Origin of the sequence: Paenibacillus ginsengarvi, from assembly GCF_003626695.1 — a bacterium.
Lineage (GTDB): Bacteria > Bacillota > Bacilli > Paenibacillales > NBRC-103111 > Paenibacillus_AB > Paenibacillus_AB ginsengarvi.
This window is the reverse complement of record NZ_RBAH01000006.1, coordinates 26,518-52,111: the sequence shown is the minus strand read 5'-3', so window position 1 is coordinate 52,111 and position 25,594 is coordinate 26,518. Positions and strand designations below refer to the sequence as shown.

The following is a 25,594-nucleotide window of genomic DNA, read 5'->3' as shown; positions in this document are numbered from 1 at the left end:
CCTACCAAAAAAAGAAAGGCGATCCGCCGGGCTCAGGAGCCTGACGAACCGCCTTATTATGAAGTTGCGAAAGGCCGAGCGCCGAACTGCCGCACGCGGACAATCGCTTTCGGCGGACAGAAGCTTTCCGCCGCCTTTTACCCGTTCGAATTCATAGTCGCTACAAGCTGCGCCAGCACCTCATCAGCCGACTCGTACGCCACCTGGCACGTTCCAGCCGCTACATGGCCTCCGCCGCCGTAGGAGAGCATGAGAGCGCCGATATCGGTTTTGCAGCCGCGATTCACGATGCTGTGGCCGCAGGCGAAGACGCAGTTTTGCTTGTTTTTGCCGTCCACGATCCAGATCGAAATATTCTGCTCCGGATACAGGGCGTAGATCATAAACCGGTTGCCCGGGAAGATCGGGTCCACGCCGCGAAGATCAGTCACGATCACATTGCCGTCCGTCCGCGTATGAGCCGCAAGCATCTCCTGGTATTGCCCATCCAGCTCGAAATACCGCTTTACCCGCTCCTGCACGTCCGGCAGCTGCATAATGTCGCCAACCGGCAGAACGGCGCAGTGGTGAACGAGATCCTCCATCAGCTGGTAATTGCTGATCCGGTAGTCGCGGTAACGTCCAAGTCCGGTACGGGCGTCCATAATAAACGAGAGCAAATCCCATCCGGCCGGATGCAAAATGTCGTCCCGGCTGAACTGCGCAGCGTCCGCCTTGTCCACCCCGGCCATAATATCGTCCAGCTCCGGACCAAACTTGTCGCGTCCGCCGTAATAATCGTATACGACGCGGGCCGCGCTCGGAGCGATGCGGGTTTCTCCTTCAAACTTGATGCTATCGCCTCCGCGAATCAGTTCGCTGGAGTGATGGTCGAACCAAAGTCCGCAGCCCGGTGCGTACGGAACATTCGCCAGTATGTCGTTTTCGGTTACTTCAATCAAGCCGTCCTGTACGTCCTTCGGATGCACGAACTTCATTTCGTCGATCATCCCAAGCTTCTTGAACAGCATGGCGCATACAAGTCCGTCAAAATCCGATCTGGTAATTAAGCGCATATACGGTCCCTCTCCTAAGCATAGTCCTAACGAACTACCATATTCGACGGGATACGCTATTTTCCTGCATCTTTACCGGAATTTAAGCTAAACAAAACAGCTTCGTTGCGCATGGATTCCGCCGTATCATCTATCCTCTGATCGCAGACCTACTGTGCCTGCTCGTAATAACGCTTCAGATTGTCCATGCTTATAGGCAGCCACTTCTCCGCCGGCTCCGGCGCGACATACTCCGCCGAAAAATAACCGTCATAGCCGATCGCGCGCAGCATTCTAAATATCGGCACAAACGAAATCGAGCCGTGTCCGAACACGGTGTCCCGCAAAAAATTCCCATGCCGTGTCATATACCAGGCCGGGCCCGGATAGGCGCCTTCTCCGCTTTTCAGCAAATAATCCTTAACATGCACATGAACGAGTCGGTTCGAGAAACGTCCTACGAACTGCTCCGGTGTCTCATCGACAAACAAAATGTTTCCCAGGTCCGCCACGACGCCAACATCTTTGCGGTCAAGCTCCGTAAGAAAACGCCCGAACCGCTCTACCCCATTGAACACAAAACCTTGATCTTCATATACGCACATGATGCCGCGTTCGGAAGCATAGTCGCATACTTCTCTCACAGCCGGTACGATTTGCGGCAGAAGGCTTTCAAAATCAGCCTGACCGAAGCGAAGCGGCTTCAGATGCGGAACAAGTGTATGGTGGAAATAAGGCGCGCGCAGCTCGGAGGCGATATCGATGTAATGTTTGAGCCGCTGAACGGCCGTTGCCGTATCGGGCGACAGCATATCGCAGCCCATCGAAAAACAGCTGACGGGAATGCCCAGCTTGCCGGCGTGTTCGGCTAACCGTTTGGCGTCTTCCAGTGTCGCCAGCTCTTTGGTCGGATACGGCTCGATCGCGTCGAAGCCTTGTTTGACGGCAAGGTCGACGGACTCCAGCATGGTCAAACCCTTTTCGTAATACGATTCATAGCTGCACAAAAATACGCTCGTTTTCATAAATCGCTTAGACCTCCTTGCGGAGTCCGTCAACATTTTGCCTCAAGTAGTCAATCGTTTCGATAATATCGCGGTTTTTCTCATCCTCGCCGACACGGCCCTCGCGCTCGATAATCCATTCTCCTTGGAAGCCGTGAGCGCGAAGTCCTTCGAACAGCTTCGGAAAATCGACCTTACCTTTCCCTACCGCAACCTGTTCCCCGAGCGCTTCTCCATTGGTCGGATAAAATCCGTCCTTGACATGAACGTTGCGGACATAAGGGCCGATCACATCGAGTGCGTCGATCGGATTGCCTTTGCCGTATAAGATCAAGTTGGCCGGATCGAGATTAATGCCCAGATTGCCCGTCCCGACCCGCTCAATCGTGCGCAGCAGCACAACCGGCGTCTCTTGACCGGTTTCGAACCAGAACTCGATGCCCTTCTCCTTGCAATATTCAGCCACTTCGCGAATCGCTTCGACGATCGGCTCATATTCGGGATCGGTTACATTTTCGGGAATAAACCCGCAATGCGTAATGACCGCCGGAGCTCCGATCCATACGGCAAAGTCGGCCCAGCGCTTAAGCGCCGCCACCCGCTCTGCACGCTGTTCCTTTGGAACGAGGCCGAGCGTAACCGGTCCCTCCGTAAAATTCCATACATGCCGTCCGGTAAAACCGCCCCACATCGCGCACACGCGAACCCCGGCTTGCTCCGATTCGCGAACGACCGCTTCGGCGATTTCTTTTGTGGCGTGCTGCGGATTAAAGCTAACCAGCTGACAAGTGCGCAAACCGAACTGCTGTACCGCTTCGAAGCTTTTTCCGTCCGGCTTCAAGCCTGTAATAATACCGATATCCATCTTATAGCCTCCATACAAGTAGTTTGAGGATCAGATAGTTTAAAACGAACACAAAGTATGTTTCTTTTAAACATAATACCACCATCCATCGTCCACGACTACTACAAATTCCGGGTAGGCGACACTTTTTTAGGCAAACGAAAACCCCCGCTTCGCAAGGAAACAGGGGTTGAACGGTAAAATTTATTTTGCAATCATATGAATCGGATGGCCCAAAGCGCCCTCCGCAGCGTCCATCACGATCTCGCCAAGCGTCGGATGCGCATGGATCGTCAGCGAAATATCCTCGATCGTTGCGCCCATCTCGATCGCAAGGCCAAGCTCTGCGATCAGGTTGGAAGCTTCCGCGCCGACGACTTGCGCGCCGATCAGAAGTCCCGTATCCTTGTCGCCCACCAGCTTCACGAAGCCTTCGTTCGCTCCGATCGACTGCGCGCGTCCGTTAGCGCCGTAGCTGAACCGTCCGGTAAAGACGTTCACGCCTTTGTCCTTCGCTTCCGGTTCGCTGAGCCCTACGCTGGCAATTTCCGGCTCGGAGAAAACAACCGCCGGGATCGCTTTGTAGTCGACCGCGCTAGGCTCGCCCGCGATCGCTTCAGCAGCGACCTTAGCTTCGTACGAAGCTTTGTGCGCGAGCGACAGACCCGGAACAACGTCGCCGATGGCGAAAATCGCCGGTACGCTCGTGCGGCCTTGCTTGTCGACCTCGATCAAGCCGCGGTCGGTCATTTTCACGCCGATCGCCTGCAAACCGAGCTCGTCTGTATTCGGACGGCGTCCTACCGTTACGAGCACGTAGTCGGCGGTCACTTGCTTCTCTTCGCCGCCAACCGTATACGTAACCGTTACATCGGAGTCCGTTTGCTTCGCTTCTTTGGCGAGCGCCTCGGTTACGACTTCAACCTCGGATTTCTTGAGGCTGCGTCCGACATAACGGGACAGGTCCTTCTCGAAGCCCGGCAGGATCGAATCCGATCCTTCCAGCACCGTTACCTTCGTGCCGAACTTGGCGAACGTTTGACCGAGCTCGATGCCGATATAACCGCCGCCGATGACAACGAGGCTTTGCGGAATTTCCGACAGGTTCAGCGCTTCCGTCGACGACAAGATACGTTTTCCGAACGGGAAAGCTTTCAGCTCGATCGGACGGGAGCCCGTAGCGATAATGCAGTTGTTGAATTTATACTGCGTCGAATCGCTTTCCGTCGCTACGCTGACGACCGATTCGTTTACGAAGAACGCTTCTCCGGAAACGAATTGGATTTTATTTCCTTTAAGCAGCGAGCCAACGCCGCCGCTTTGTTTTTTGACGATGCCGTTTTTCCACTCCTGCACTTTCGCCCAATCAACCTTTACGCCGTCGACGTTAATGCCGTACTCGGAGCCTTGAAGCGCAGACTCGTAGCGGTGAGCCGCGGAAATCAGCGCCTTCGAAGGGATACAGCCGCGGTTCAAGCATACACCGCCGACTTCGGCTTTATCTACAACTACTACCGATTTGCCCAGTTGAGCCGCGCGGATCGCAGCGACATAACCTCCCGGGCCGGAACCGATAACCAGAACATCGACATCAACAGTAAGCGTTCCGACTACCATGCGCTTACACCTCCATAACCATCAGCTGCGGATCTTCCAGCAGCGATTTGATATAGTTCATTGCGTTTTGTGCCGTTGCGCCGTCGATCAGACGGTGGTCGAAGCTGAGAGACAGAGCCATCATGTTGCCTATGACGATTTGTCCGTTACGTACAACAGGCTTCTCCGAAATACGGCCGGTGCCGAGAATGGCGACTTCCGGGTAGTTGATAACCGGCGTAAAGAACATGCCTCCCGCCGAGCCGATGTTCGTGATCGAAATCGTGCTGCCCTTCAGCTCGCCGGATTGCAGCTTGCCTTCGCGGCCGCGGGCGGCCAGTTCGCGGATTTCGCCGGCGACCTGCCATACGTTTTTGCGGTCGGCATCGAAAACGACAGGCACGAGCAGACCGTTGTCCGTATCCGTGGCAATGCCGATATTATAATACTTTTTGTATACAATCTCGCTTTTCTCATCGTCGATCGAAGCGTTAAGCGCCGGGAATTGCTTCACGGCAGCAACAAGCGCTTTGACGATGAAAGGCAAATACGTCAGCTTGACGCCTTTCTTCTCCGCCAGCGGTTTCGCCTTCTGGCGCAGCTCGACGAGCGCGGTGACGTCCACTTCGTCCATGATCGTCACGTGAGGAGCCGTATAAACCGATTTAACCATCGCGTTCGCGATCGCCTTGCGCATCCCTTTAAGCGGCACGCGTTCCTCGACGCGTTCGCCGGCTACGCTAACCGCAGCAGGGGCCGCAGGCGCCGCCGCTTCGCTCGGTGCGGAAGCAGCAGGAGCCGCCTGGCCGCCGCCGGCCGCAAAAGCGAGCACGTCATCCTTCGTCACTTGGCCGTTGCGGCCAGTGCCTTTCACTTGCGCCAGCTCGACGCCCTTCTCGCGGGCGAACTTGCGTACGCTAGGCGTAGCCAGCACGGCGCCGCCGGTTGCCGCAGGCGCTGCTGCGGCTGGTGCCGCTGGGGCTGCCTGCTCTTGCGACGGAGCGGCCGCAGGAGCGCTAGGCGCCGCCGGGGCTGGAGCGGCTTCCGCTGCCGGAGCTTCGCCGTGGTGAATCGACTCCGGCGGAATTTCGCCGGTAACGTCGATAACCGCAAGTGGATCGCCGACGTGGGAAACGGTGCCTTCCGTCACTTTCAGCTCGACGACTTTGCCGCTGACCGGGGAAGCGACTTCCACGACCGCTTTGTCGTTTTGCACGTCCATAATAATTTGATCTTCTTTTATTTCATCGCCGGGCTTTACATGCCATTTCACGATTTCGCCTTCGTGAAGACCTTCGCCGAGCTCCGGAAGTCTGAATTGCCAGATCGCCATAATGATGCCTCCTGTCGGATCGCCCCGCCGCGGCCGTCCGCGGGTTCTGGGGCCCGGATAACGTGCCGCCGGGGCTTAACTCGAACCGTAAGCGGCGCAACATCCGCGCCGTTACTTCCGGAATTCCCCTATATTTTCGTTGATACGGCGGAATCTTATTCCTCTTGCGTAAAAGATGAGCAAAAACGTTCCCGGCAGGGAATGCCGGAAACAACGCATCCGTTATTGCCCCCTGCCAGAACGTTCATGCCTAGCTAGAAATTGAGTACTTGATTAATTCCTTCGATAATGCGGGCCGGCGTCGGCAGCCATTCGTCTTCGATCTGTCCGAAGGCATATACCGTATCCGGCGCAGCTACGCGAAGCACCGGCGCTTCGAGGTGCAGAATCGCCTTTTCGTTCACTTGCGCAATGACTTCGGCTGCGATACCGGCCGTTTTTTGCGCTTCTTGAACGACGATCGCGCGGTTCGTTTTCTTGATCGATTCGACGATCGTTTCGATATCGAGCGGCATCAGCGTGCGCAGGTCGATGACTTCGACGGAAACGCCTTGCGACTTCTCGATTTCTTCGGCTGCCTTGAGCGACGTATGAACCATCGCGCCGTAGGTCAGGATCGTCACGTCTTTGCCCTCGCGGACCACGTTCGCCTTGCCGATCGGCACCGTGTATTCGCCTTCCGGCACTTCCGCCCGGAATGCGCGGTACAGCTTCAGATGCTCCATGAAGAACACCGGATCGTTGTCGCGGATCGCCGAGATGAGGAGGCCTTTGGCATCGTACGGGTTCGAAGGAACGACCACTTTAATGCCCGGCGTCTGCACGAGCATGCCTTCCAGGCTGTCCGTATGCAGCTCGGCCGCTTTCACGCCACCGCCGAACGGGGTGCGGATAACCATTGGAGCGTTATAACGCCCGCCGGAGCGCCAGCGCAAACGAGCGGCTTGCGCCACGATCGAGTCCATAACCTCGAACAAAAATCCGATAAACTGAACTTCCATAATCGGGCGGAAGCCTTGCGTACTGAGGCCGACGGCCAAGCCGCCGATGCCGGATTCGGCCAGCGGCGTATCGAATACGCGCTCTTCGCCGAATTCCTTCTGGAGTCCTTCCGTAGCGCGGAATACGCCGCCTACGTGACCGACGTCCTCGCCGAAAATCATGACGTTCGGATCCCGCTGAAGCTCTACCTTCATCGCTTCGTTAATCGCTTGAATCATTGTGAGCTGTGCCATGACTTACTTGCCCCCCTTGCCCGCGAACCAAGCTTTTTGCTCTTCCATATGCGCCGGAGTCGTTTCGAACATCGTATCGATCAAGCCCGGAACGGTCATTTTCGCCGTTTCTTCGGCTTTCTTGATCTGTTCACTGACGTGTTCCTTCGCTTCCTCGATCACTTTGTTTTCTTCTTCCTCGCTCCACAAGCCTTTGCCGGTCAAGTAAGTGCGGAAGCGGACCAGCGGGTCGCGAAGCTCCCAATCGCCGGACTCTTCTTTCGTTCTGTATTTCGACGGATCGTCACCCGACATCGAGTGCGGGCCGAACCGGTACGTAATCGCTTCGATCAGGGTTGGAACGCCTTCCAGCGCAAAAGCGCGCGCTTCGGAAACCGCTTTGTATACAGCCAGTACGTCCATACCGTCCACTTGTACGCCGCGGATGCCCGCTGCGACCGCTTTTTGCGCGATCGTTTCGGCCATCGTTTGCTTGGCGCGCGGCGTCGAGATGGCGTAGCCGTTGTTTTGCACGAAGAAGACGCAAGGCAGCTTGAACGCGCCTGCGAAGTTCATTCCCTCGTAAAAATCGCCTTGGGAGCTTCCGCCGTCGCCGGTATAGGCGATCGAGATATTTTTCTTGCCGCGGCGCTTGAGTCCCATCGCCACGCCCGGTGCTTGTACAATTTGAGCTCCGATGATGATTTGCGGGAGCAGCACATTGACGCCTTCCGGAATTTGTCCGCCGTGCTGATGGCCTCTGGAGTACAGAAACGCCTGATACAGCGGCAGGCCGTGCCATACGAGCTGCGGCATGTCGCGATAGCCCGGGCATACCCAGTCTTCTTTGTCGAGCGCGAACCCGCTCCCGATCATGGACGCTTCCTGGCCGGATACCGGCGCGAAAAATCCGAGCCGACCTTGACGGCTGAGTGATACGGCGCGCTGATCCCAAGTGCGGGTAAACACCATGCGACGCATGAGTTCCTTCAGTTGATCGTCAGACAAGTTCGGAACGTCGTCCGCATTGACGACTTCGCCGCTCGGAGAAAGAACCGACAACGGCTTGATTTCGTCGATCCGAACTTCGGACAATGGCTTGCTCATCGCTTTTCACCTCTGAGTTATTTTGCTTGTTTGTTCTTGTATAGCTAAAACTGTTATAGTATATGATCCACTCTGTTTCATAACACCAAGTACCGTCTTCCTTAGAATCAGTTCACTTGGTGCTGATTATCTAATATAACAGAGCACATTCATTATATAGTACAGTTCAGCAAAAATCTACACCATCCCACAAACTTTTTGCTAGCGGTTTTCGCGAAACTGCCGGAAAGGCGATAGGCAGACAGCGCAAACACGCTCCGGCCGCAGGGGTGTCGCAGCTTTTCATTTTCTTGGACAACGCTGTTATAATTATTGTACACGTAATGAAGCAAATTCAACCGGAAAGGGACCGTTGTAATGGACGACAACCGTTATACGAAGCGAACGATTATGAAAGAGGACGTTCCTTCCGCTTTTTTGAACGAAAACCGCCACGTCAAAATTTATTTGCCGCCCGGCTATAACGAGCTGCTGACGTATCCGGTGCTGTACTGCCAGGACGGCGAAGATTTTTTCAACTTCGGACGCACTGCCACACAGATGACGAAGCTGATTCTGGATGAAGGGCTGGAGCCGGCTCTCGTCGTCGGAGTCGACGTCGATAAAAAAATACGCAACGAAGATTATTCGCCGGACGGTTCACGCTTCGCCGCCTACTGCCGGTTTTTCGCCGAAGAGCTTGTACCGTACATCGAAGCGCGTTACCCGGTCAAACAAGACGCCGCGTCCCGCGTCATCGCCGGCGATTCGCTCGGCGGCACCGTTTCGCTGCATATCGCGCTCGAATATCCGCAGCTGTTCCGGCGGGTGCTCTCCCTATCGGGAGCATTTTTCCCGTCCACCCGGGAGCGGATCGCCCGCGAAGGCGACTTGTCCTGGCTGCAATTGTATATGCTGGTCGGGCTTCAGGAGACGGCTGTGGAAACGTCGCGCGGCACGTTTGACTTTCTCGAGGAGAACAGGCGGACCTTGGAGCTGCTCGAAGCGCGGGAAGCGGATATCGTGTACGAGGAGAAGGACGGCAAACATATTTGGGGCTTTTGGCAAAAAGAACTGCCGGGCGCCTTGAAGCTGTTTTTCGGCTGATGACGCAGAGGCGGCGGCAGTTGCCCGGCCGTCCTGTTCACCGGCTGAGCGGACAAAGCGGGCGGCGGGGTGTAACTTTTCGCGGACCGGCATCGTCCATATAGTAGCTGCTGATCTCATCAGACACGGGAGGACTAATACGTGATCGATCATCCATTTCATAAAGCGGCCGCCGCCCTGCTGCTGGCGGGCTGTTTATTTGGGCTTGCCGCATGTGCGGGCGAGGAAGCCGCCCCGGCGAACACGAAACCGTCGGATACGGCGGGACAGACGATCGGCAAGCCGGGGGGCGACGTCCAAGACGGAGACAAGACGCAAGGGCAAACAGCCGGCAAAACGCCGGATACGGGAAGCATGGCCAAGCCTGGCGATCCTTCAGGTACATCCGGTCAAACAGCCGGTAAAGGAACCGAAGCCGGGAGCGGTACCAAGCCGGGAGCCGGGAACGACGGCAAGACCGCAGGCGGCGGCTCCGCAACCGGCGGGAAAAGCGGCGATGCGGTGCAGGTTGTCGCCAAGCCGGCGGATATCGCCGTGCTCGTCAACAAGACGTACAAGCTGCCGGACAACTTTAAGCCGGACGATCTTGTCGAGCCGAATATACCGTTCATTTTCAAAGAGAAAAGCGAGAAGCGGCTCATGCGCAAGGAAGCGGCGGGAGCGCTGGAGAAGCTGGTCGCGGCGGCGAAGAAGGACGGGATCTCGCTGGCCGGGGTGTCCGGCTACCGCTCCCAGGCAACGCAAAAGACGTTGTTCGAGAACTATGTGAAAAAAGACGGCGAGGAAGCCGCGCGCAAGTACAGCGCCGTTCCCGGCCACAGCGAGCACCAGACGGGGCTGGCGATGGACGTGTCGGGAAGCGACGGCAAATGCGCCGCCTCCGACTGCTTCGCCGGTACAAAGGAAGCGAAGTGGCTCGCAGAGCACGCGGCCGAGCACGGCTTTATCATCCGCTATCCGAAAGGCAAAGAAGAGACGACGGGATACCAGTATGAGCCGTGGCATCTACGTTTTGTAGGAACGAAGATCGCGAAGGACATCGCGGACAAAGGGATTACGCTGGAGGAATATATGCTGAATGCCGTCCCCGTTTCGAAATGATACAAAGGAGCCTTGCGGCATCGCAAGGCTTCGCTGTTTTCCAAACAAAGTGAAGCGCTTACTTTCCGCTCTCGGCGATCATCTTGTTGATTTCTTCCTCCGCTTTTGCCAGCGACGTATTGACGTCCAGCGCATTGTTAAGAAATAAATCGAAGTTGGCTTGGAGGATGCTTTCGGCCTTCGTGCGAAATTGCGAGGATACCGGGTATTTGACCGGCTTGCTCTTGAATATGCTGGACAGCTTTTTCCCGGCCAAATACGGAACGTCCGCACCGAACGACTTCTGGATGTCCGGGTTGTTCACCGCAGGCATCCAGCCTTTTCGCGAGCTTATCATCTGGAATTCGTCCGAGGCGATCATACGAATCACCTGCATCGCCTGATCTTTATACGCGCTCGATTTCGTAATCGCGATCGCCTGCACGCTCGCGTTGCCGTACGTATTCGGCCGCTCCGGATAGCTCGGATATTGGGCGATGTCCCAATTCAGCCCTTCCGCCGTCGGTTTTTCGAGAGCGGCCAGCATATTGAGCTGTAACTGCATCGCCAGCGTTTTATCTTTCAGGAACGCATCCCCCTTGCGGTCGTTGCCTGGAATCGAATAAATCGACTTGACCAAATTGAACACCGTCTTCCATTCTTCCGTCACTACGGACGCCTTCTCCTTTATCGGGTCCACGGCGGCCGCCGACAGCGGCTGGGCGATCCAGACCACCCCGTTCCCCGTATCGAGACCGCGGTACTGGACGCCGCCCTCGGTTCGCGTGACCCGTTTGGTCAGATCGAGCGTCCGATCCCAGTTCATGCCATCCTGCGGATAAGGGACTCCGAACTTATCAAACAGGTCCTTGTTGTAGTACAGGGCGTGAAAGTTCAGGCTGAACGGCAACGCATACATTTCATCCTTGGCCGAGGCGATACGAATATCGCCGATAATGTTGGCGTCGTAGCGGCTCATGTCCACATTATGCGTTTTCAGCAATGGTGTCATGTCGTAAAGCAAGTCCCTATCCCGGTATGACAATAAATTGCCGTTGAACGTAAAGATGAGATCCGGCGTCTGCCCTGCCACGATCAGCTCGTTCAGCGTCGTTCCTTTCGCAGACGGATAAATTTGCAGCGTAATATTCGGATGCTTCTGCTGCAGCTGCTGAACGATCAGCTCCTTGAGCCTTTCGTCAACGCTTATTCCGTCGATCGCCGCCGTCAGTGTTACCGGTCTCGTGTCGACGACCGGGGTCGCTACCTGCTTCATCCCGTCCTCAGGCAAACTTGCCGCCTTGCCGCATCCAGCGGTTGCAACCGCCATGATCATCGCTATGCAAAAGATGCTCCTTTTCATATTCCCGCCCCCATCCCCATAAATGTCGTATCGATTTTGCCAGCCGCACATTGCGGCCGCATTCGAACATCCATTCGAAGCAGCCGCAAAGCGATGCCGCTAAGCCTTTACCGGTACGTGAACATAGCAGTCGCCCGCATGTTCCGATCGGCCACGAGTCGCACCCAGTGAGCCGAATACCCGTCTGGGAACGCCAGGCGGAATGTTTCGCCCGGCTGCACCGTAACCGTATCGTAGCAGACCCAGTTTCCTTCGGCGCTATAATCCACCTCGATTTTGATTTGTGCCGGAGCAGGCGACCGGTGACGAATCTCAACCGATTTGTCCAAGTACCCGGCCATCAAATAAGGGTCGGACGGAACGCCTGACATCACTTCCGAGTCGTTCCACGGTCCGCCGATCCCGGCTGGATGCCCGAACTTGCGCAAGTCGTCGACATTGCCGAGCCAGAGCTGGACCGTCCCGTCCTCGGAGCGGATCGTATGTGCACTGTGCCCTTCCTCCTCCGTCACGCCGGACAACACAAGCATGCCGCGCCAGGAGCAATAGTCGTAAATGAGTTTGTTGTGCGTACATACGGGCTGCAGCTTGCGGTAGCCGCCCGAGCGTTCGTCCGGAAGCTCGTAAAACGAGCCGTGAACGTTCATCAGCTTTCTCTCCGTAACAACCTCCCGGATGCCGCGTCTCGCACCGAACGCGGACGGCCGGTCGAAATCGCTATGCCCTTTAGGCAGCCTGTACCGGTTCCCTGACGGATCGACGATCAGAACCGACGCCCTATCAACTTCGAAGTCGCTCGCGGGCGCGTGCCGCTGCACGGTATTCAGCTCCGCGACAGCTTCCGGCTTGGCGCGAAACGTCAAGTCGCCGGTCACTTCGTAGAAGCCTGTGGCGGTAATGCGGCCTTGTTTATCCAGACGGGCGGCGGCGACGTGCAGCGGCATATCAATATCGCCCGATGCGTATACAATCGCCTCGCTGCGCGCCGTTTGTTCCCCCGCATCCGCCAAACCGCTTATCGCGTGCGGATCGATACCGTTGCCTTCCGCAGGATTGTATCGGAATGCTGCGGATACGGACGAAGCCGAGCTTTCGGGAACAATACGCACCCATTCGGCGTTCAGATCGGCCGGAAACAAAAGATAGCCGTAGCCGTCCGCCCCGACATTGAGCCGCTCGTACAGCGTCCATTCCCCGGTTCCGCGCCTATCCATCTCGATTCGGAAGCTAAGCGGCCGCCGCTCGCGATGCGACACATGCAGCACTCGGCGTTCGAACCCGGCGAATAGAAAAGGCTCCGACGGCTGCTCCGCTTCCACCGGCTCTTCCGCCCACACGCTGCCCCAGCCGGCCGGCTTGCCCATTTGTACCAGCTCCTCCAGCGACGTGAACAGCAGGTTGGACTGGCAGCGCCCTAGCAAGCCGTTCCCCTGCATGGAGGCGTCGTTGCAGCCGAGCACGAGACGGCCGTTCCAGCTTTCGAAATCGACGATCATTTTATGATGCACCGCGATCGGCCGTATGCCGGACCTATCATCCATACCGAACGAAGACGGAAACTCGTACAGCATGCCGAACATATCCATCAGCCAGCGGTCCGCCCCCACGTCGCGGATGCGCGGCCATTCCGTAAACCAGCCGTCGTCGGCGCTGTGCGTGAAGCTTCCCATCGGCAATCGGAAGCGGCTCCACCTCCCGCTCTGGCATACGTTCAGCAGAACGGATTTGTCGTCCCAGCCAAGTGCCCATAGCGGCGACGATTCGTCAGGCGAACCGTACAGCCCGCCGGGGCCGGTAATTTCCGTATATTTGTTCGCGTCGACGATCGTCCAGCTGCTGCGCTTACCGGGATCGCCCTTGCCTTTCCATTCGGCAAGCACGCCGCCTTCGCCGTTATTGGACACAGCAAGCCGGCCTTGCCCCGTGTAGGCGCCCTTCCCATGCTTGCCGGGCAGTAGCCGAATGTCCTCCTTCGTGCCGTTCGGATCGGCGAACAGGACGCGAACCTCGAGCGTATGAACGTTCACCTCATACAACCCGGACTCCATCGTGTAGAAGACGACCTTTTCCGCCGGATCGCTCCAGTGCCGGGCCACTCCAGTCAGTCTTCCCTGCATATCGCCCGGAGGAACGACACGCACCGTGCCTGCTTCGTCGATAAAATAAGGACCGATAATCAGCTGCTTCGATTCGGCGTGAATCATCCGGCTCGCATGGGTTCCCCCTACGCTTAGCGGATGAACGGAGGCGTTCAATTCTTCGTCCAGGCTATACAGCTTGTCGTGGCTACCGCGGTAGCTATGCGGCGGATAGGTCAAATACCACAGCTTGCCCGCCCATGCCACGACGGCGCCCGTACCGCATTCAGGGGAGCTTGCCCGCTCCGTTCCGTTCGTCCAGCTCAGATGCGGATATATACCGCTGAAGCTTGGATACTGCGTCTTCGTTCCACTTGTTGTCATCGTTTATCTCTCCTTTTAACTTACTCGTGTAAGTTGTTGATTCACTTGAAGTATAGCCGATTTCATTTCGCCTGTTAAAGCGCAAATCTTCTGTTTTTTCCAGCCCGATGCCTGCTTTTCTCCTTCAAGCTCCATCGAACGAATCGCCTCTCACTTACTCGAGTAATATCCGGCTATTGTAAGGCTGTCCGGTTTCTTGTACAATGCTTGAAAGAAGATGAATAAGCGCCGGAGGGCCCTATGACAACTCGCGAAGAAGTCGCACGCAAGGCCGGAGTATCCGTAGCGGCCGTTTCCTATGTTCTGAATAATAAACCTGGGGTCAGCGACGCTACCCGGCAAAAGGTGCTCGAAGCGATCCGCGAGCTGGATTACAAGCCAAGCCATGCGGCGAGAACGTTAAAAACGAAAAAGACGAACCAGTTAACTGTGTTCGTCAATTATTTGGGGGATGCATTCGAAGCGGGCATCCTCAATCATCTGGAAATGGAATCCAGAATGTTCGGCTATTTCGTTAACTTCCAGACGTACCATCCCGAGCGCGAGGAGGAGCTGCGGCATTTTATGGCCGGGCGGATCGACGGGGTGTTTCTGCTTGGTCAAAGTCTTCGCCCGGAGACGCTGGAGACGCTGCATAAGGCAGGCATTCCCGTCATCTCAGTCATGAAGCCGGTCGAGCCCGGACCGGTTACGGCGTTTGTCGATATCGATTGGACCGCTTCGCTGCAAAAAACGATTCGGCATCTGAAATCGGAAGGGCACCTAAGGATCGGGCTGATGGCGAATCTTAGCGAGACGCACGCGCATAGGACTCGCACGCTCGCTTTTCGCCAGGCGATGAAGGCGGAAGGGCTGCCATTCGGAGAAACGGACATCCTTAGCGGAGGCGGGAGGCTTGAGGCAGCCAAGGCCGCCATGCTGGACTATATCCGGATCGGGCGGTTAGGCGAGCATACGGCGTTTGTCGCCGCCTCCGACCTGATGGCGATCGGGATGCTGACGGCGTGCCGGGAGTCTGGAATCGCCGTTCCGGACAGGCTCGCGATCGCGGGCTGCGAGAACGTCCTGATGACGCTGCAAACGACGCCGACGATTACAGTGCTGGACTATCCCCGCCCCGAGGCGTCCGTCGCGGCCGTACGTTTGATGGTCGAGGCAATTCGGGGCGAGCCTGTGGCAAGCAGACTTTTTGACAGTAGACTGCTCGTCCGGCAATCCACACATATGGGTGGCTGATTTGCCAATATGGTATTCCCGATTGCTTAGCATAACTGGACGCGCAGGGATATTCCCCGTGCTAAAGCAAGCATCCGCTCTTACGTAATAGAGCGGATGGCTTGCTTTTTGCTTACGATTTTTGGATATAGCTTCCAACCGTGTATGATAATACTGGATTGGCGATGTATAGGAGAAGCGGAGGGCTTACTATGTTGGGAGGAACGATTCTCCTTGTAGATGATGAAAAAGAGATTACGCAATTGCTGGAGATTTATTTGAAAAACGAAGGGTTTACGCTGCTGACGGCAAACGACGGCTTGCAGGCGCTGGAGCTGCTGAAGACGCATCATGTCGATTTGATTATTCTCGATGTGATGATGCCGCGTATGGACGGCATTCAGGCTTGCATGAAAATACGGGAGGATCAGCAGATGCCGATTATTATGCTGTCCGCCAAAGGGCAGGAAATCGACAAAATTACCGGCCTCAGCATCGGTGCCGACGATTATGTCGTCAAGCCGTTCAGCCCGCTGGAGATGCTGGCCCGGGTCAAATCCCAGCTTCGCCGGTATCGCCAGCTTAACGGCTTGCCCGCGAAAAACGAAAACGAAATCGTTATTGACGAGCTCGTCATCAACATCGCGACACATAAAGTACTCGTCGATCAGGTCGAGGTGCGTCTGACCCCGCGCGAATTTGCCATTTTACATGTATTGGCCCGCAACCGGGGAATCGTGCTCAGCATGGAGCAGATCTACGAGGCGGTATGGAACGAGCAGTTTTACGAGTCCAACAATACGGTCATGGTACACATACGCAAAATCCGCGAAAAAATCGAGAAAGATCCAAGCTCGCCTGAGTATATCAAAACCGTATGGGGAATCGGCTATACGATCGAGTAATGAAGGAAGATAGCCGGATCGGAGGAGCACATGAAAACCAATTTTATATATACGATGCGCTGGAAGTTTATCCTCGCCTTCGTACTGAGCATTGCGTCCGCCGCCGCCACCGTATTGATCGCTTACCGGGTGCTGCTCGTATTGGTGTACGTGAAGCCGTTCACCGTTCCCATCAGTTGGGTCGTCAACCGGATCGGGTCGACGCCGGTTATGGTCGTAGCCGGAGGCATTTTGTTTCTAGTCTATTTTTTCATATTCAGCAGCAAAATTCTCGGCTATTTGGGGGAAATTACGCGCGGCCTCCAGGAAATCGCGAAAGGCAATTTGAACTATACGATCGTAACGAAGTCGGCGGACGAGCTTGGAACCGTAGCCGAGCATTTCAACCAAATGACGGAGAAACTGCGCAAATCGATCGAGGAGGAACGGAATGCGGAACGGACGAAAAACGAGCTGATCACCGGGGTTTCCCACGATCTGCGCACGCCGCTTACCTCGGTTCTAGGCTATTTGGAGCTGATTGAGACCGATCGTTATCACGATGAGGTGGAACTGCGCTACTACACCAATATCGCCTACGAGAAGACGAAAAGCTTGAAGAAACTGATCGACCGTTTGTTCGAATATACGTCGCTTAGCGGCGAAGGAACCGAGCTGCAGCTCAAAAAGGTGAACATTTACGGCTTCCTGAAGCAATTGGCCGAGGAATTCATTCCGCAATTGTCGAAGGCGGGCATGTCATGCCGAATGGCTGCGGAAGACGACGGCTTGTTCATTCAAGCAGACGGCCATCAGCTGATGCGAGCGTACGAAAACTTGTTTTCGAATGCGATCCGCTACGGCGGCAAGGGCAAGTATGTCGATATCCGCATCGGCAAGGACGACAACGCCGTCGTAGTGGAAATCGTGAACTATGGCGAGCCGATCGCCGCCAGAGATTTGCCTTTCATCTTCGAGCGATTTTATCGTGCGGATCGCTCGCGTTCGTCGCAAAACGGCGGAACGGGGCTTGGACTAGCCATTGCAAAAAGCATCATCGAGCTGCACGGCGGTCAAATTACGGCCAGAAGCAATCGTAAAGAGACGGTGTTCGAAACGAGGCTCCCGCTGCTTTAAACACCCCCGGGAAACGAGACTATCGGATGAGAAAGCGACCGCACGTTCGGGTCGGCCAGAATTTTCTGGCCGGCCTATTGTTTATACCCAAGCTTAATTTTTCTTAAGAATCATTTAAGCGGCCCATAAGCGAACGAAAAAGAGGCATTAACCTTTGTGCTTTATAATGGGCTACATCCTAAACGAATTAGGGTCTGCGGTCCGGCCGCGAGAGACGGTCGCGCTCCGCAGCATTATGATCTTGACGAGGTGTTCCCATGTCGAAGAAATGGATATTCACGATGACCATACTGCTGGTCGCCCTGCTAGGAATGGGAGCCGGCTTGTATAGCTGGCAAATGAATGACCGTTCCGCCAAATCGGCCCACTCAACGAATTCGCCGAACGCCGGCAAGCGGGAGCCGCAGCAAGTCGTTTCCGTCGCCGCCTTGAAGGATAGTTACGATCTGGTCGTAGTAGGGACCGATCCGGAAGGAATCGCCGCGGCGGTTTCGGCGGCCCGCAACGGGCAACGGACGCTACTTGTGGATGCTCGGGGACGCGAGGTTTTGGGCGGACTTATGACGGTAGGCTGGCTGAACAGTATCGATATGAACTGGGACCGGACTTCGGCACCGTTGCCGGGGCAGGAGCAGGACTATTTCAACAAAGGCATTTTTGCCGAGTGGTACAAAAAGACGGAAGGCCACTCTTTCGATGTCGTTACGGCGGCGGACGCTTTCTACAATCTCGTTCGAGCGGAGAGCGGCATCGATCTGTACATGGAGGCTGCCGCCGTCGAGCCGATCGTGAGGCGGGAAAACGGGCCGGGCACGGTGGAGGGCGTCGTCGTTAGGAAGAAGGACGGCTCCAAGCAGCGGATTTCGTCCAAAGCGGTGATCGACGCGACGCAGGATGCGGACATTGCCGTCGCCGCGGGAGCTTCGTTTACGATCGGACGCGAAGATTTGGGCGACAAAAACTCGAGGATGGCCGTAACCGCAGTGTTTCGCTTGAAAAATATCGACGACAAAGCTTGGAAGCTTATCGCCAAACGCCTCAACGGGGACGGCGACAGCAACACCGGAGTCGATAAAATGTCCGCCTGGGGATACGGCAATGAAATGAAGGATTACGTGCCGCTCAACAAGGAACGGACCAAAATGCGCGGTCTCAACATCGGCCGCCAGCTGGACGACACGATACTGATCAACGCTTTGCAAATTTTCGGCATCGACGGGCTCAGCGAGGAGTCACGCCGGGAAGGACTGGAAATCGCAAGGCAAGAAATTCCGCATGTCGTCGACTATTTGAAGCAGTTCGAGGAGTTTAAAAACGCCGAGCTGGACGCGATCGCTCCCGAGCTATACGTGCGCGAGACGAGACATTTGGCCGGACTTTACCGGCTAAGCGTCATCGATTTGCTGGAAAATGCGGACCAATGGGACCGGATCGCCTTCGGCTCCTATCCCGCGGATATCCAGCGGACGTCACCGACCGACAATGGCGCGGTTGTCGTCCATCCGCTCAAATATGCGGTGCCTTTCCGCAGCATCGTTCCGCAGCATGTGGACGGCCTGCTTGTCGTGGGACGTTCGGCTAGCTTCGATACGCTGGCGCACGGCAGCGCGCGCGTCATTCCGCTCGGCATGGCCGAAGGGCAAGCTGCCGGCGCCGCGGTCAAGTTAGCGTCCGAACAGAACAAAACTTTCAGCGAACTGTCGCAATCGAAGGCACTGATGGCCGAGCTGCAGAAGCGTCTAAACGATCAAGGGATGGAGCTTGCGCCGTATAAGCCTCAGCCGCAAACGTACATGTCGCATCCGGCGTATGAGGGGCTGAAGGCGGCCGTTTATACGGGAATCGCCGTCGGCTCGTACAACAACGAAGCGTTCAAGCTGGACAATCCGTCCAACGCTCAGCGGATGGTAAACCAAGTGAATAACATAAGGCGGATGTATAAGACGTCGTTTAAAGGTGATCCTTCCGCCGCAGTAAAACAGATAGCCGAGCCGGCCAAGCAGCCGCTCACCTTGCAGCAAGCGAGCTTGACCATTGCGAAGGGACTCGGCCTGGACGTCACCGCCGAAACCGCCCGGGCGGAGCTGGAAAGCAGAGGAATGCTGACCAAGGAAACAGTCGGCATGATCAAGGACGAGCGGAAGCTGACTGACGGCGAAGCTTACATGATGCTGAAGGATGCGATCGTAAAGGCGGCGGGAGTGACATTTTAAATCTAACAATTGCCGGGTTTCGGCACTCTTAAAGGAGGACTTGAACACTGAAACGGAAGAAACTGCTTTTCGTTCTGATCGGCATCGTTTTACTTGCCGCAACCGGAGCCTTTTTGATTAACCGCATTCCATCTTCCGGCGATATGGCTTCCTATACGTATTTGCCTTACGGGTATCAGCTGCAATACCCGAAACAGATGAAGACGGACGATTCTATGGCGGCCATCAGGACGCGATTCTACGACGATCATACATTAATCGACGTATACTACGACGATTTCAATCATACGGTTACCGACGCGGCCGCCTATATCGGATACGGCAACCGTTTTGCGAAAAACGGCTCGGATCATCGCGTTACTAAGGATAAAAGCATGAAAGTAGCGGGTTCGAAGGTACATGTATTGAAATGGGAGCGCGATAAACTGGAGCGCGTGGAAAACGATAAACCTTATTACGCAAGCGCCGAGATCGTTAAAAATGACAGAGAGGTTTATACGATTCAGATCAAGTCCGATCGGCCCATCCACAATGAAATGGATATCGTGCACTCGTTCCGGATGTTTCCCCCTCAAGGCAGCGCGAACATCGGCAAAGTTACGACAAGGAAGCCCCTTCGGGCAAACAAAGAAACAGCCTACCTTTATAACCGGCTTTTCTTATCGGACGGTTTGAAGTGGGGCATCTACGAGCCGGATGCAGCCGAATCGAAAATGAACCGGCTGCTGGATTTGGAACACAAGCTTGACTATACATTCGGGCTGCTCATCCGTTACCAGTCGCTGGATACGGGATTTCCGGCCGAAGATTTAAACAAGATTTACGAAAACGGGCGTTTCGCCGTTCTGACTTTGCAGACGATGCATTACAACAAGGATAATTCCAGCATCATGTACGACATCCTGAAAGGAAAATACGACGAATATTTGATGAAATACGCCCAAGACATTAAGGCGTTCGGTCATCCTTTGCTATTCCGGCTGGATAATGAGATGAATGGGGATTGGGTTCCGTATTCGAGCTATCACAATTCGAAAGATACGGAGATTTATACCGAGATGTGGACTTATATTCACGATATTTTCAGCAGAAATGAAGTGGATAACGTTTTATGGGTATGGAATCCGAACAACTTGTCCAAACCCGGGTTCGCATGGAATCATACGCTGCTTTATTATCCCGGAGACGACTACGTGGATGTCGTCGGCCTGACGGCCTATAATACCGGCACCTTCTACGAAGGGGAGGATTGGAGCACGTTTCACGAATTGTATGCTCCGTTGTATGCCCAATATGACGAATGGTTCGATCAGCCGATGATGATCGCGGAGTTCGGTTCAAGCTCCATCGGCGGGGACAAGGTCGAATGGGTGAACCGCATGTTCGGGGAGCTGGATCAATATCCGAAGATCAAGGCGGCCGTCTGGTGGAGCCACATGGACTTCGATCCGAACAATCAGCCTGCCCGCATCTATAAACTGGACGAGAGCCCGGAGCTGGTTGAAACGTTCCATAAGCATTTGCAAAGCTATAAGCCGTATGCTTCGGCAATAAGGCGATAAATTTCTGAATCCTGAATGGTAAAGGTGGACAACCCATTGAAACGTTGGACGAAGATCGGGACGGCGGCTTTGACCGCTGGGACCGCCCTGCTAGCCGGCTGCGATGCAGCGGGAGGCGATGAGAAGAAGCTGATGCAGCTTGGCCAAGAGGAGCAGGCTACGATCAAAGTGATGAGCATGTTTGACGAGTCGTATTTTTTTCAACTGTACGGAGCGTTGTTTTCGGCCAAATACCCGAATATCGACATACAGGTGGCATCGACGCAGGGAGCTATTTCATACGGCCCCGATACGGACTACAACAAGCAATTGTATCGTTTCATCGACGAGCAGAAGCCGGACGTTCTGCTGCTGACGCTCGATCAGTACGAAAAAATGGCGGAGGAAGGACGATTGTACGAGCTCGACTCCGTCATCAAGCAAGATAAGTTCGATGTGGATGGAATCCTCCCTTCCGTCATCGAGACGATCAAATCACGGAGCGGTGCCAGACTGTACGGGCTCGCTCCCGGGTTCAGCTCGCAAGCGCTGTTCTACAATAAAACGCTGTTCGACAGTTTGGGCGTTCCGCCGCCGCAGGACGGGATGACATGGGAACAAACCATCGAGCTGGCCAAACGATTCGGGCTGGCCGGAAACGGCTCGAGCCGTCCGTCCGGGCTTAGTCTCGATTCGGGAGATAGCGTTTTCCGGTTTATCCAGATGCTCGGCGCGACAAAAGGCCTCAGCTATATCGATCCGGCCGGCGCGACGCTGACGATCAAGAGCGACGGCTGGAAAAGATCGGCTCAGCTGGCGCTGGACGCGTTCAAGTCGAAGGCGATTTACCGATCGGATCAGCAATTCCTCGGCGGAACGATGGAAGATTACTATAAGCAGGATCCGTTTATTGGCGGCAAAACGGCGATGTCGATAAGCGGCGCCTACTTTATTGACTCGTTAAAGCAGGCGAAGGCGCTGCTTAAGGAAATGCCCGAGTGGGATCTCGTTTCGCTTCCTGCCGATCCCGGCAATCCGGAAAGCTTATCCACGATTTCGGTCAATCAAATATTTGCGGTAAACGCGCAGTCTGCAAATCCGAGAGCGGCGTGGGAATTCGTCAAATACGTTGGCGGCGACGAGTACGCCCGGGTGACGTCGAAATCGTCCGTAATGGGCAATTTGTCCTCGCGCGTTGCCTATGTAAAAGATCCGGAGGGCCGGAACATCGAGGCCTTTTTTAAAGGAAAGGGCGGAACGTCGTCCGCGAGTAAAGCTCTATCGAACGTGCCGAACAGCTTTATCGAGCAATTGCACCCGATTGCGGAAGCGGAATTCCAAGAAGTGCTGGATGGGAAAAAGTCGGTGGACGACGCGCTGCAAGCGATACAGGACAAAGGACAAGCCGAGCTGACGAAGGCGAAACAAGCGCAGGAGCGGAGCAAAGAAAGCAAGTAGGCGGCTGACGTACAGCGAACTTAAGGGTTAGCCGACATGCCCCGAAGAGGAGACGGCCGACCGTGGCTGCACCACTGAGCAAAAACAAAACGGGCGCTGCTTGTCCGATAAGGGACAAAGGGGCGCCCGCCGGGCTTATTCTTCCTCCGAACCGCCGCTGCGGTCGTACCGGCTGCGCAGTGTCGCCACCATCCGCTCAAGCTCCTGCATCGACGGCTTGTCCGGGTGACGGCCGACCGTGCCGCCCCACGATTCAAGCGTCCCCACGAGCGCCTGCACGAACGTACGCACCGTCACGCCGGGTCCGCCCAGCTCCGCGAGCGTGGCCATTGTTTCCGGCTCCACCTTCGGCACATCCAGCTCCATGTTGCCGCCGGTCGCCACTTCGTAGAAGTTGCGGACCAGTTCGCCGCGGCGATAAGCGTGGCCTTCCACGTTGATGAACGCGTTCACGATGAACGCCTTCGTCTGCCGCCGCTGCGAGATGCCGCACAGCTTGCGGCCTCCCACGCTGATATCGTATTCGCCCGGGCAATACGAACCGGCTACTTCGCCCTTCGCCGCATCCAGCCCGAGCTTCGCGAAGCTTTCGCGAATCAGCGCGTACATGAGCTCGAAATCTTCCTTAAACTCGAGCCGGCCGCTCGGGTTCGGCATCACGATCGAGACGTTGACAACGCCCGGATCGAGCGAAACGGCGGCTCCTCCGGAATTGCGCACGCCGACCGCATAACCGTGCATCCGCAGCCATTCCATCGCCCAGTCGATGTTCGGCAGCCGGCGGTCGCGAAGGCCCAGCACGATCGCCTTGTCGTGACGCCAAATATGGACGAACGGCTGCGAGCCTTCGCCCGCCTTATGGCACATCAGCTCGTCGTACGCGAACGGAAACAAAATGTCCCCGACGAGTTTGTTTTCGCTAGAATTTTGAATGTAAAAAGGAGACGGTATCCGTCCGGTCATCGTTCTCTTCTCCTCAAATCGTATGGTTTCGCCAAAATCAGTATGAGAATACCACGAAAAGCGGTTTTTGTACAATGCGGCCCGGCAATCGCGCTAGGAGATCTGAGGGAGAGTACGGCCGCTACGGAAACATTTGATCTTCCACTCGCTCTTACAATCGGATTCCTTGATCGAACTATGTCAAGGCTGGAATCCGATTGTAAAGGCGACCGCTTCGCTGTTCCAGATGCAAATGTTCCACTTCGCTCGAGCTTCCCCCTAGTGCAATTACCCTGTCGATGCCCTTTCGTCCAGGAACGCCTCGCCCTTAGTCCATCCATCCTTTCTCCTTCGAAAGCGTAATCGCTTCGATCCGATTGCTCACCTCGAGCTTGTCCAAAATGCCGGATATATAGTTGCGCACCGTACCCGTAGTCAAAAACAGCTCCTCCGCCGTCTCCTTCGTCGTCTTGCCGGCGGCAAGCATCCGCAAAACTTCTTTCTCCCTGTACGTCAGCGGGTTCTCCTCCTTGTACAGGTCGACGATCAGCTCGGAGGCGTAAATCCGCTTGCCGGTCATGACGCTTCGTACCGAGCTGGCCAGTTCCTCAATCGGGCTGTCCTTCAGCATGTATGCGTTTACTCCAGCCTTTACCGCGCGCTCAAAATAACCGGCGCGGGCAAACGTCGTCAGTATAATAAATTTGCAGCCTTTGCCTTGCAGCTCTTCCGCAACGTCGAGTCCGGTCTTGCCGGGCATCTCGATATCCAGAATGCAGACGTCCGGCTTCAGCCGCTCAATCAGCCCGATCGCTTCGACGCCGTTGCTCGCCTTGCCGACAACTTCGAGATCGTCCTCCAGATCGAGCAGGGCCCCGAGGGCGCCGAGAAGCAAACGCTGGTCCTCGGCAATGACGATTCGAATCATACGTCCTTCTCCCCCTCCAGTTGTTTGATCACATTCGGAACCGTTAACGCGACCCGAGTGCCTTGATCGGATACGATCTCCAGACTTCCGTTGACGAATTCCAGGCGTTCGCGCATGCCCGTAATGCCGTTGCCTTCCTTGCGTCCGGGCGGAATGCCTTCGCCGTCGTCCCGAATCGTAATAACCGTGTCCGTTGCAGACTGTTCGATCGCAATCGCGCATTCGCCCGCTTTGCTGTGATTGACGACATTGTTGACCGCTTCCTTGATGCACATGCTGAGCACATTGTTCACGTATGGCGTCACATTCGGCAGCGCCGGGTCTCCCGTGCTTGTAAACCGGATATGGGCCGCCGATAAAATTTGTCCGACGCGCACGAGCTCCTCCTCCACCTTCGTGCCGCGCATGCTCGAGACGAGCTCGCGCACTTCCTTGAGCGCCGTCCGGGCGGTATGATGAATATCGCTCATTTCCTGCTTCGCCTGCTCCGGGCGCTTGTCGATCAGCTTGGAGGCCAGCTCGCTTTTCAATCCGATCAAGGACAGCTTCTGGCCCAGCGTATCGTGAAGATCGCGGGAGATCCGCTCCCGCTCCTCCTGCTTAATCAGATCGGCGATCCGCTTGTTCGCGTCCGCAAGCTGGTCTCTTAGCTGTCCCCGCTTTTGCAGCGAATATTGGTTAAACGGAATCAGCACAACTCCGATCAGACACAAAATGACGAACGGAAACTGAATCATGAAAAATACCGAACGGGTATGAAAACCGTAGTTGATCGTTAGAAACGTAAGCAGCGCATGAAGGGAATACAAAATGCCGAACGGCAGCTTGCCCCTTATATTGCCGATATATAACGCAATCGGCAGCGCCAAGTACACATAGCCGTACACGAGCGTAATGACGACGCATGTGGCCATCTGCACGATTGTCAGGACGACCCGCATACGGTCCTTTGCGCGGAAAGAGCCCAGGTTGATCGCAAAAAAGAACAGCAGCAAAATAACGCCGATCGTAATCTGTTCCGAGGTCGGCGCCGATACGACGAAATAAAACGGAACGATAAACGACACGACCAATATATAGGGCATCAGCCCCGATGAAAGCTGTAAAATGTGATGCCGCCTTTTTTCCATACGTACCTCACCCTATGCCGGAT

Annotated in this window: 20 protein-coding genes; 8 read left to right on the top strand and 12 right to left on the bottom strand. The window is 55.6% G+C overall.

All coding sequences use genetic code 11. The features are described 5' to 3' along the window. Positions 1–137 precede the first annotated feature (137 nt). The 7 genes from D7M11_RS10080 to pdhA all read right to left on the bottom strand — a co-directional run bounded on the left by D7M11_RS10080 (position 138) and on the right by pdhA (position 8,132). Positions 138–1,055, bottom strand: a complete 918-nt coding sequence (locus D7M11_RS10080) for a DHH family phosphoesterase (RefSeq protein WP_120747081.1) — start codon at positions 1,053–1,055, stop codon at positions 138–140. Between the two features lie 149 nt (positions 1,056–1,204). Beyond that, positions 1,205–2,059, bottom strand: a complete 855-nt coding sequence (locus D7M11_RS10075) for a sugar phosphate isomerase/epimerase family protein (RefSeq protein ID WP_158606543.1) — start codon at positions 2,057–2,059, stop codon at positions 1,205–1,207. A 7-nt stretch (positions 2,060–2,066) separates the two neighbouring features. Beyond that, complete coding sequence (locus tag D7M11_RS10070; protein WP_120747079.1) at positions 2,067–2,903, bottom strand: sugar phosphate isomerase/epimerase family protein; 837 nt, start codon at positions 2,901–2,903, stop codon at positions 2,067–2,069. Between the two features lie 183 nt (positions 2,904–3,086). Then, positions 3,087–4,499: a dihydrolipoyl dehydrogenase gene (gene lpdA, locus D7M11_RS10065; RefSeq protein WP_120747078.1), complete on the bottom strand. Its 1,413-nt coding sequence runs from the start codon at positions 4,497–4,499 to the stop codon at positions 3,087–3,089. 4 nt (positions 4,500–4,503) lie between these two features. After that, positions 4,504–5,811: a dihydrolipoamide acetyltransferase family protein gene (locus tag D7M11_RS10060; RefSeq protein ID WP_120747077.1), complete on the bottom strand. Its 1,308-nt coding sequence runs from the start codon at positions 5,809–5,811 to the stop codon at positions 4,504–4,506. 254 nt (positions 5,812–6,065) lie between these two features. Further along, the gene (locus D7M11_RS10055; protein ID WP_120747076.1) at positions 6,066–7,046 is read right to left on the bottom strand and encodes an alpha-ketoacid dehydrogenase subunit beta; all 981 of its coding nucleotides are present in this window, start codon (positions 7,044–7,046) and stop codon (positions 6,066–6,068) included. A 3-nt stretch (positions 7,047–7,049) separates the two neighbouring features. Continuing rightward, on the bottom strand, positions 7,050–8,132 hold the full coding sequence (gene pdhA / locus D7M11_RS10050; RefSeq protein ID WP_120747075.1) for a pyruvate dehydrogenase (acetyl-transferring) E1 component subunit alpha: 1,083 nt from the start codon (positions 8,130–8,132) through the stop codon (positions 7,050–7,052). A gap of 357 nt (positions 8,133–8,489) precedes the next feature. On the opposite strand from pdhA, the gene D7M11_RS10045 reads away from it, so the two are divergent. Together D7M11_RS10045 and D7M11_RS10040 are read left to right on the top strand one after the other, a co-directional pair. Beyond that, positions 8,490–9,218, top strand: coding sequence for an alpha/beta hydrolase (locus D7M11_RS10045; RefSeq protein WP_120747074.1), 729 nt, complete (start codon positions 8,490–8,492; stop codon positions 9,216–9,218). 141 nt (positions 9,219–9,359) lie between these two features. Next, a complete protein-coding gene (locus D7M11_RS10040) occupies positions 9,360–10,319 on the top strand; it encodes a M15 family metallopeptidase (RefSeq protein WP_240041039.1) in 960 nt (319 codons plus the stop codon). Positions 10,320–10,377: 58 nt separating this feature from the next. Here D7M11_RS10040 and D7M11_RS10035 read toward each other — a convergent pair whose 3' ends face one another. Both D7M11_RS10035 and D7M11_RS10030 read right to left on the bottom strand, forming a co-directional pair. Further along, complete coding sequence (locus tag D7M11_RS10035; RefSeq protein WP_158606542.1) at positions 10,378–11,661, bottom strand: ABC transporter substrate-binding protein; 1,284 nt, start codon at positions 11,659–11,661, stop codon at positions 10,378–10,380. Positions 11,662–11,768: 107 nt separating this feature from the next. Then, positions 11,769–14,123 (bottom strand): hypothetical protein, encoded by a 2,355-nt coding sequence (locus D7M11_RS10030; RefSeq protein ID WP_120747072.1) that lies wholly within the window; start codon positions 14,121–14,123, stop codon positions 11,769–11,771. A gap of 240 nt (positions 14,124–14,363) precedes the next feature. Between D7M11_RS10030 and D7M11_RS10025 the strand changes: the two genes are divergently transcribed. The 6 genes from D7M11_RS10025 (at position 14,364) to D7M11_RS10000 (ending at position 22,571) form a co-directional block, all read left to right on the top strand. Continuing rightward, positions 14,364–15,359: a LacI family DNA-binding transcriptional regulator gene (locus D7M11_RS10025; protein ID WP_120747071.1), complete on the top strand. Its 996-nt coding sequence runs from the start codon at positions 14,364–14,366 to the stop codon at positions 15,357–15,359. A gap of 194 nt (positions 15,360–15,553) precedes the next feature. After that, complete coding sequence (locus tag D7M11_RS10020) at positions 15,554–16,243, top strand: response regulator transcription factor (RefSeq protein WP_420818058.1); 690 nt, start codon at positions 15,554–15,556, stop codon at positions 16,241–16,243. A 30-nt stretch (positions 16,244–16,273) separates the two neighbouring features. Then, positions 16,274–17,359 (top strand): sensor histidine kinase, encoded by a 1,086-nt coding sequence (locus D7M11_RS10015; RefSeq protein ID WP_120747069.1) that lies wholly within the window; start codon positions 16,274–16,276, stop codon positions 17,357–17,359. Positions 17,360–17,616: 257 nt separating this feature from the next. After that, complete coding sequence (locus D7M11_RS10010) at positions 17,617–19,572, top strand: FAD-dependent oxidoreductase (protein ID WP_120747068.1); 1,956 nt, start codon at positions 17,617–17,619, stop codon at positions 19,570–19,572. A 113-nt stretch (positions 19,573–19,685) separates the two neighbouring features. Then, complete coding sequence (locus D7M11_RS10005; protein WP_240041038.1) at positions 19,686–21,134, top strand: glycoside hydrolase family 26 protein; 1,449 nt, start codon at positions 19,686–19,688, stop codon at positions 21,132–21,134. A gap of 36 nt (positions 21,135–21,170) precedes the next feature. After that, entirely contained in the window at positions 21,171–22,571 is a 1,401-nt protein-coding gene (locus D7M11_RS10000; RefSeq protein WP_158606541.1) for an ABC transporter substrate-binding protein, read from the top strand. Positions 22,572–22,706: 135 nt separating this feature from the next. Here the strand turns inward: D7M11_RS10000 and D7M11_RS09995 are convergent, their stop codons facing one another. From D7M11_RS09995 to D7M11_RS09985, 3 genes are all read right to left on the bottom strand, one after another. Continuing rightward, on the bottom strand, positions 22,707–23,534 hold the full coding sequence (locus D7M11_RS09995; RefSeq protein ID WP_120747066.1) for a lipoate--protein ligase family protein: 828 nt from the start codon (positions 23,532–23,534) through the stop codon (positions 22,707–22,709). 307 nt (positions 23,535–23,841) lie between these two features. Beyond that, positions 23,842–24,441 (bottom strand): response regulator transcription factor, encoded by a 600-nt coding sequence (locus D7M11_RS09990; RefSeq protein WP_120747065.1) that lies wholly within the window; start codon positions 24,439–24,441, stop codon positions 23,842–23,844. Continuing rightward, positions 24,438–25,571 (bottom strand): sensor histidine kinase, encoded by a 1,134-nt coding sequence (locus D7M11_RS09985; RefSeq protein ID WP_120747064.1) that lies wholly within the window; start codon positions 25,569–25,571, stop codon positions 24,438–24,440. Before D7M11_RS09985 ends, D7M11_RS09990 begins: the two co-directional genes overlap by 4 nt. Between the last annotated feature and the right edge of the window lie 23 nt (positions 25,572–25,594).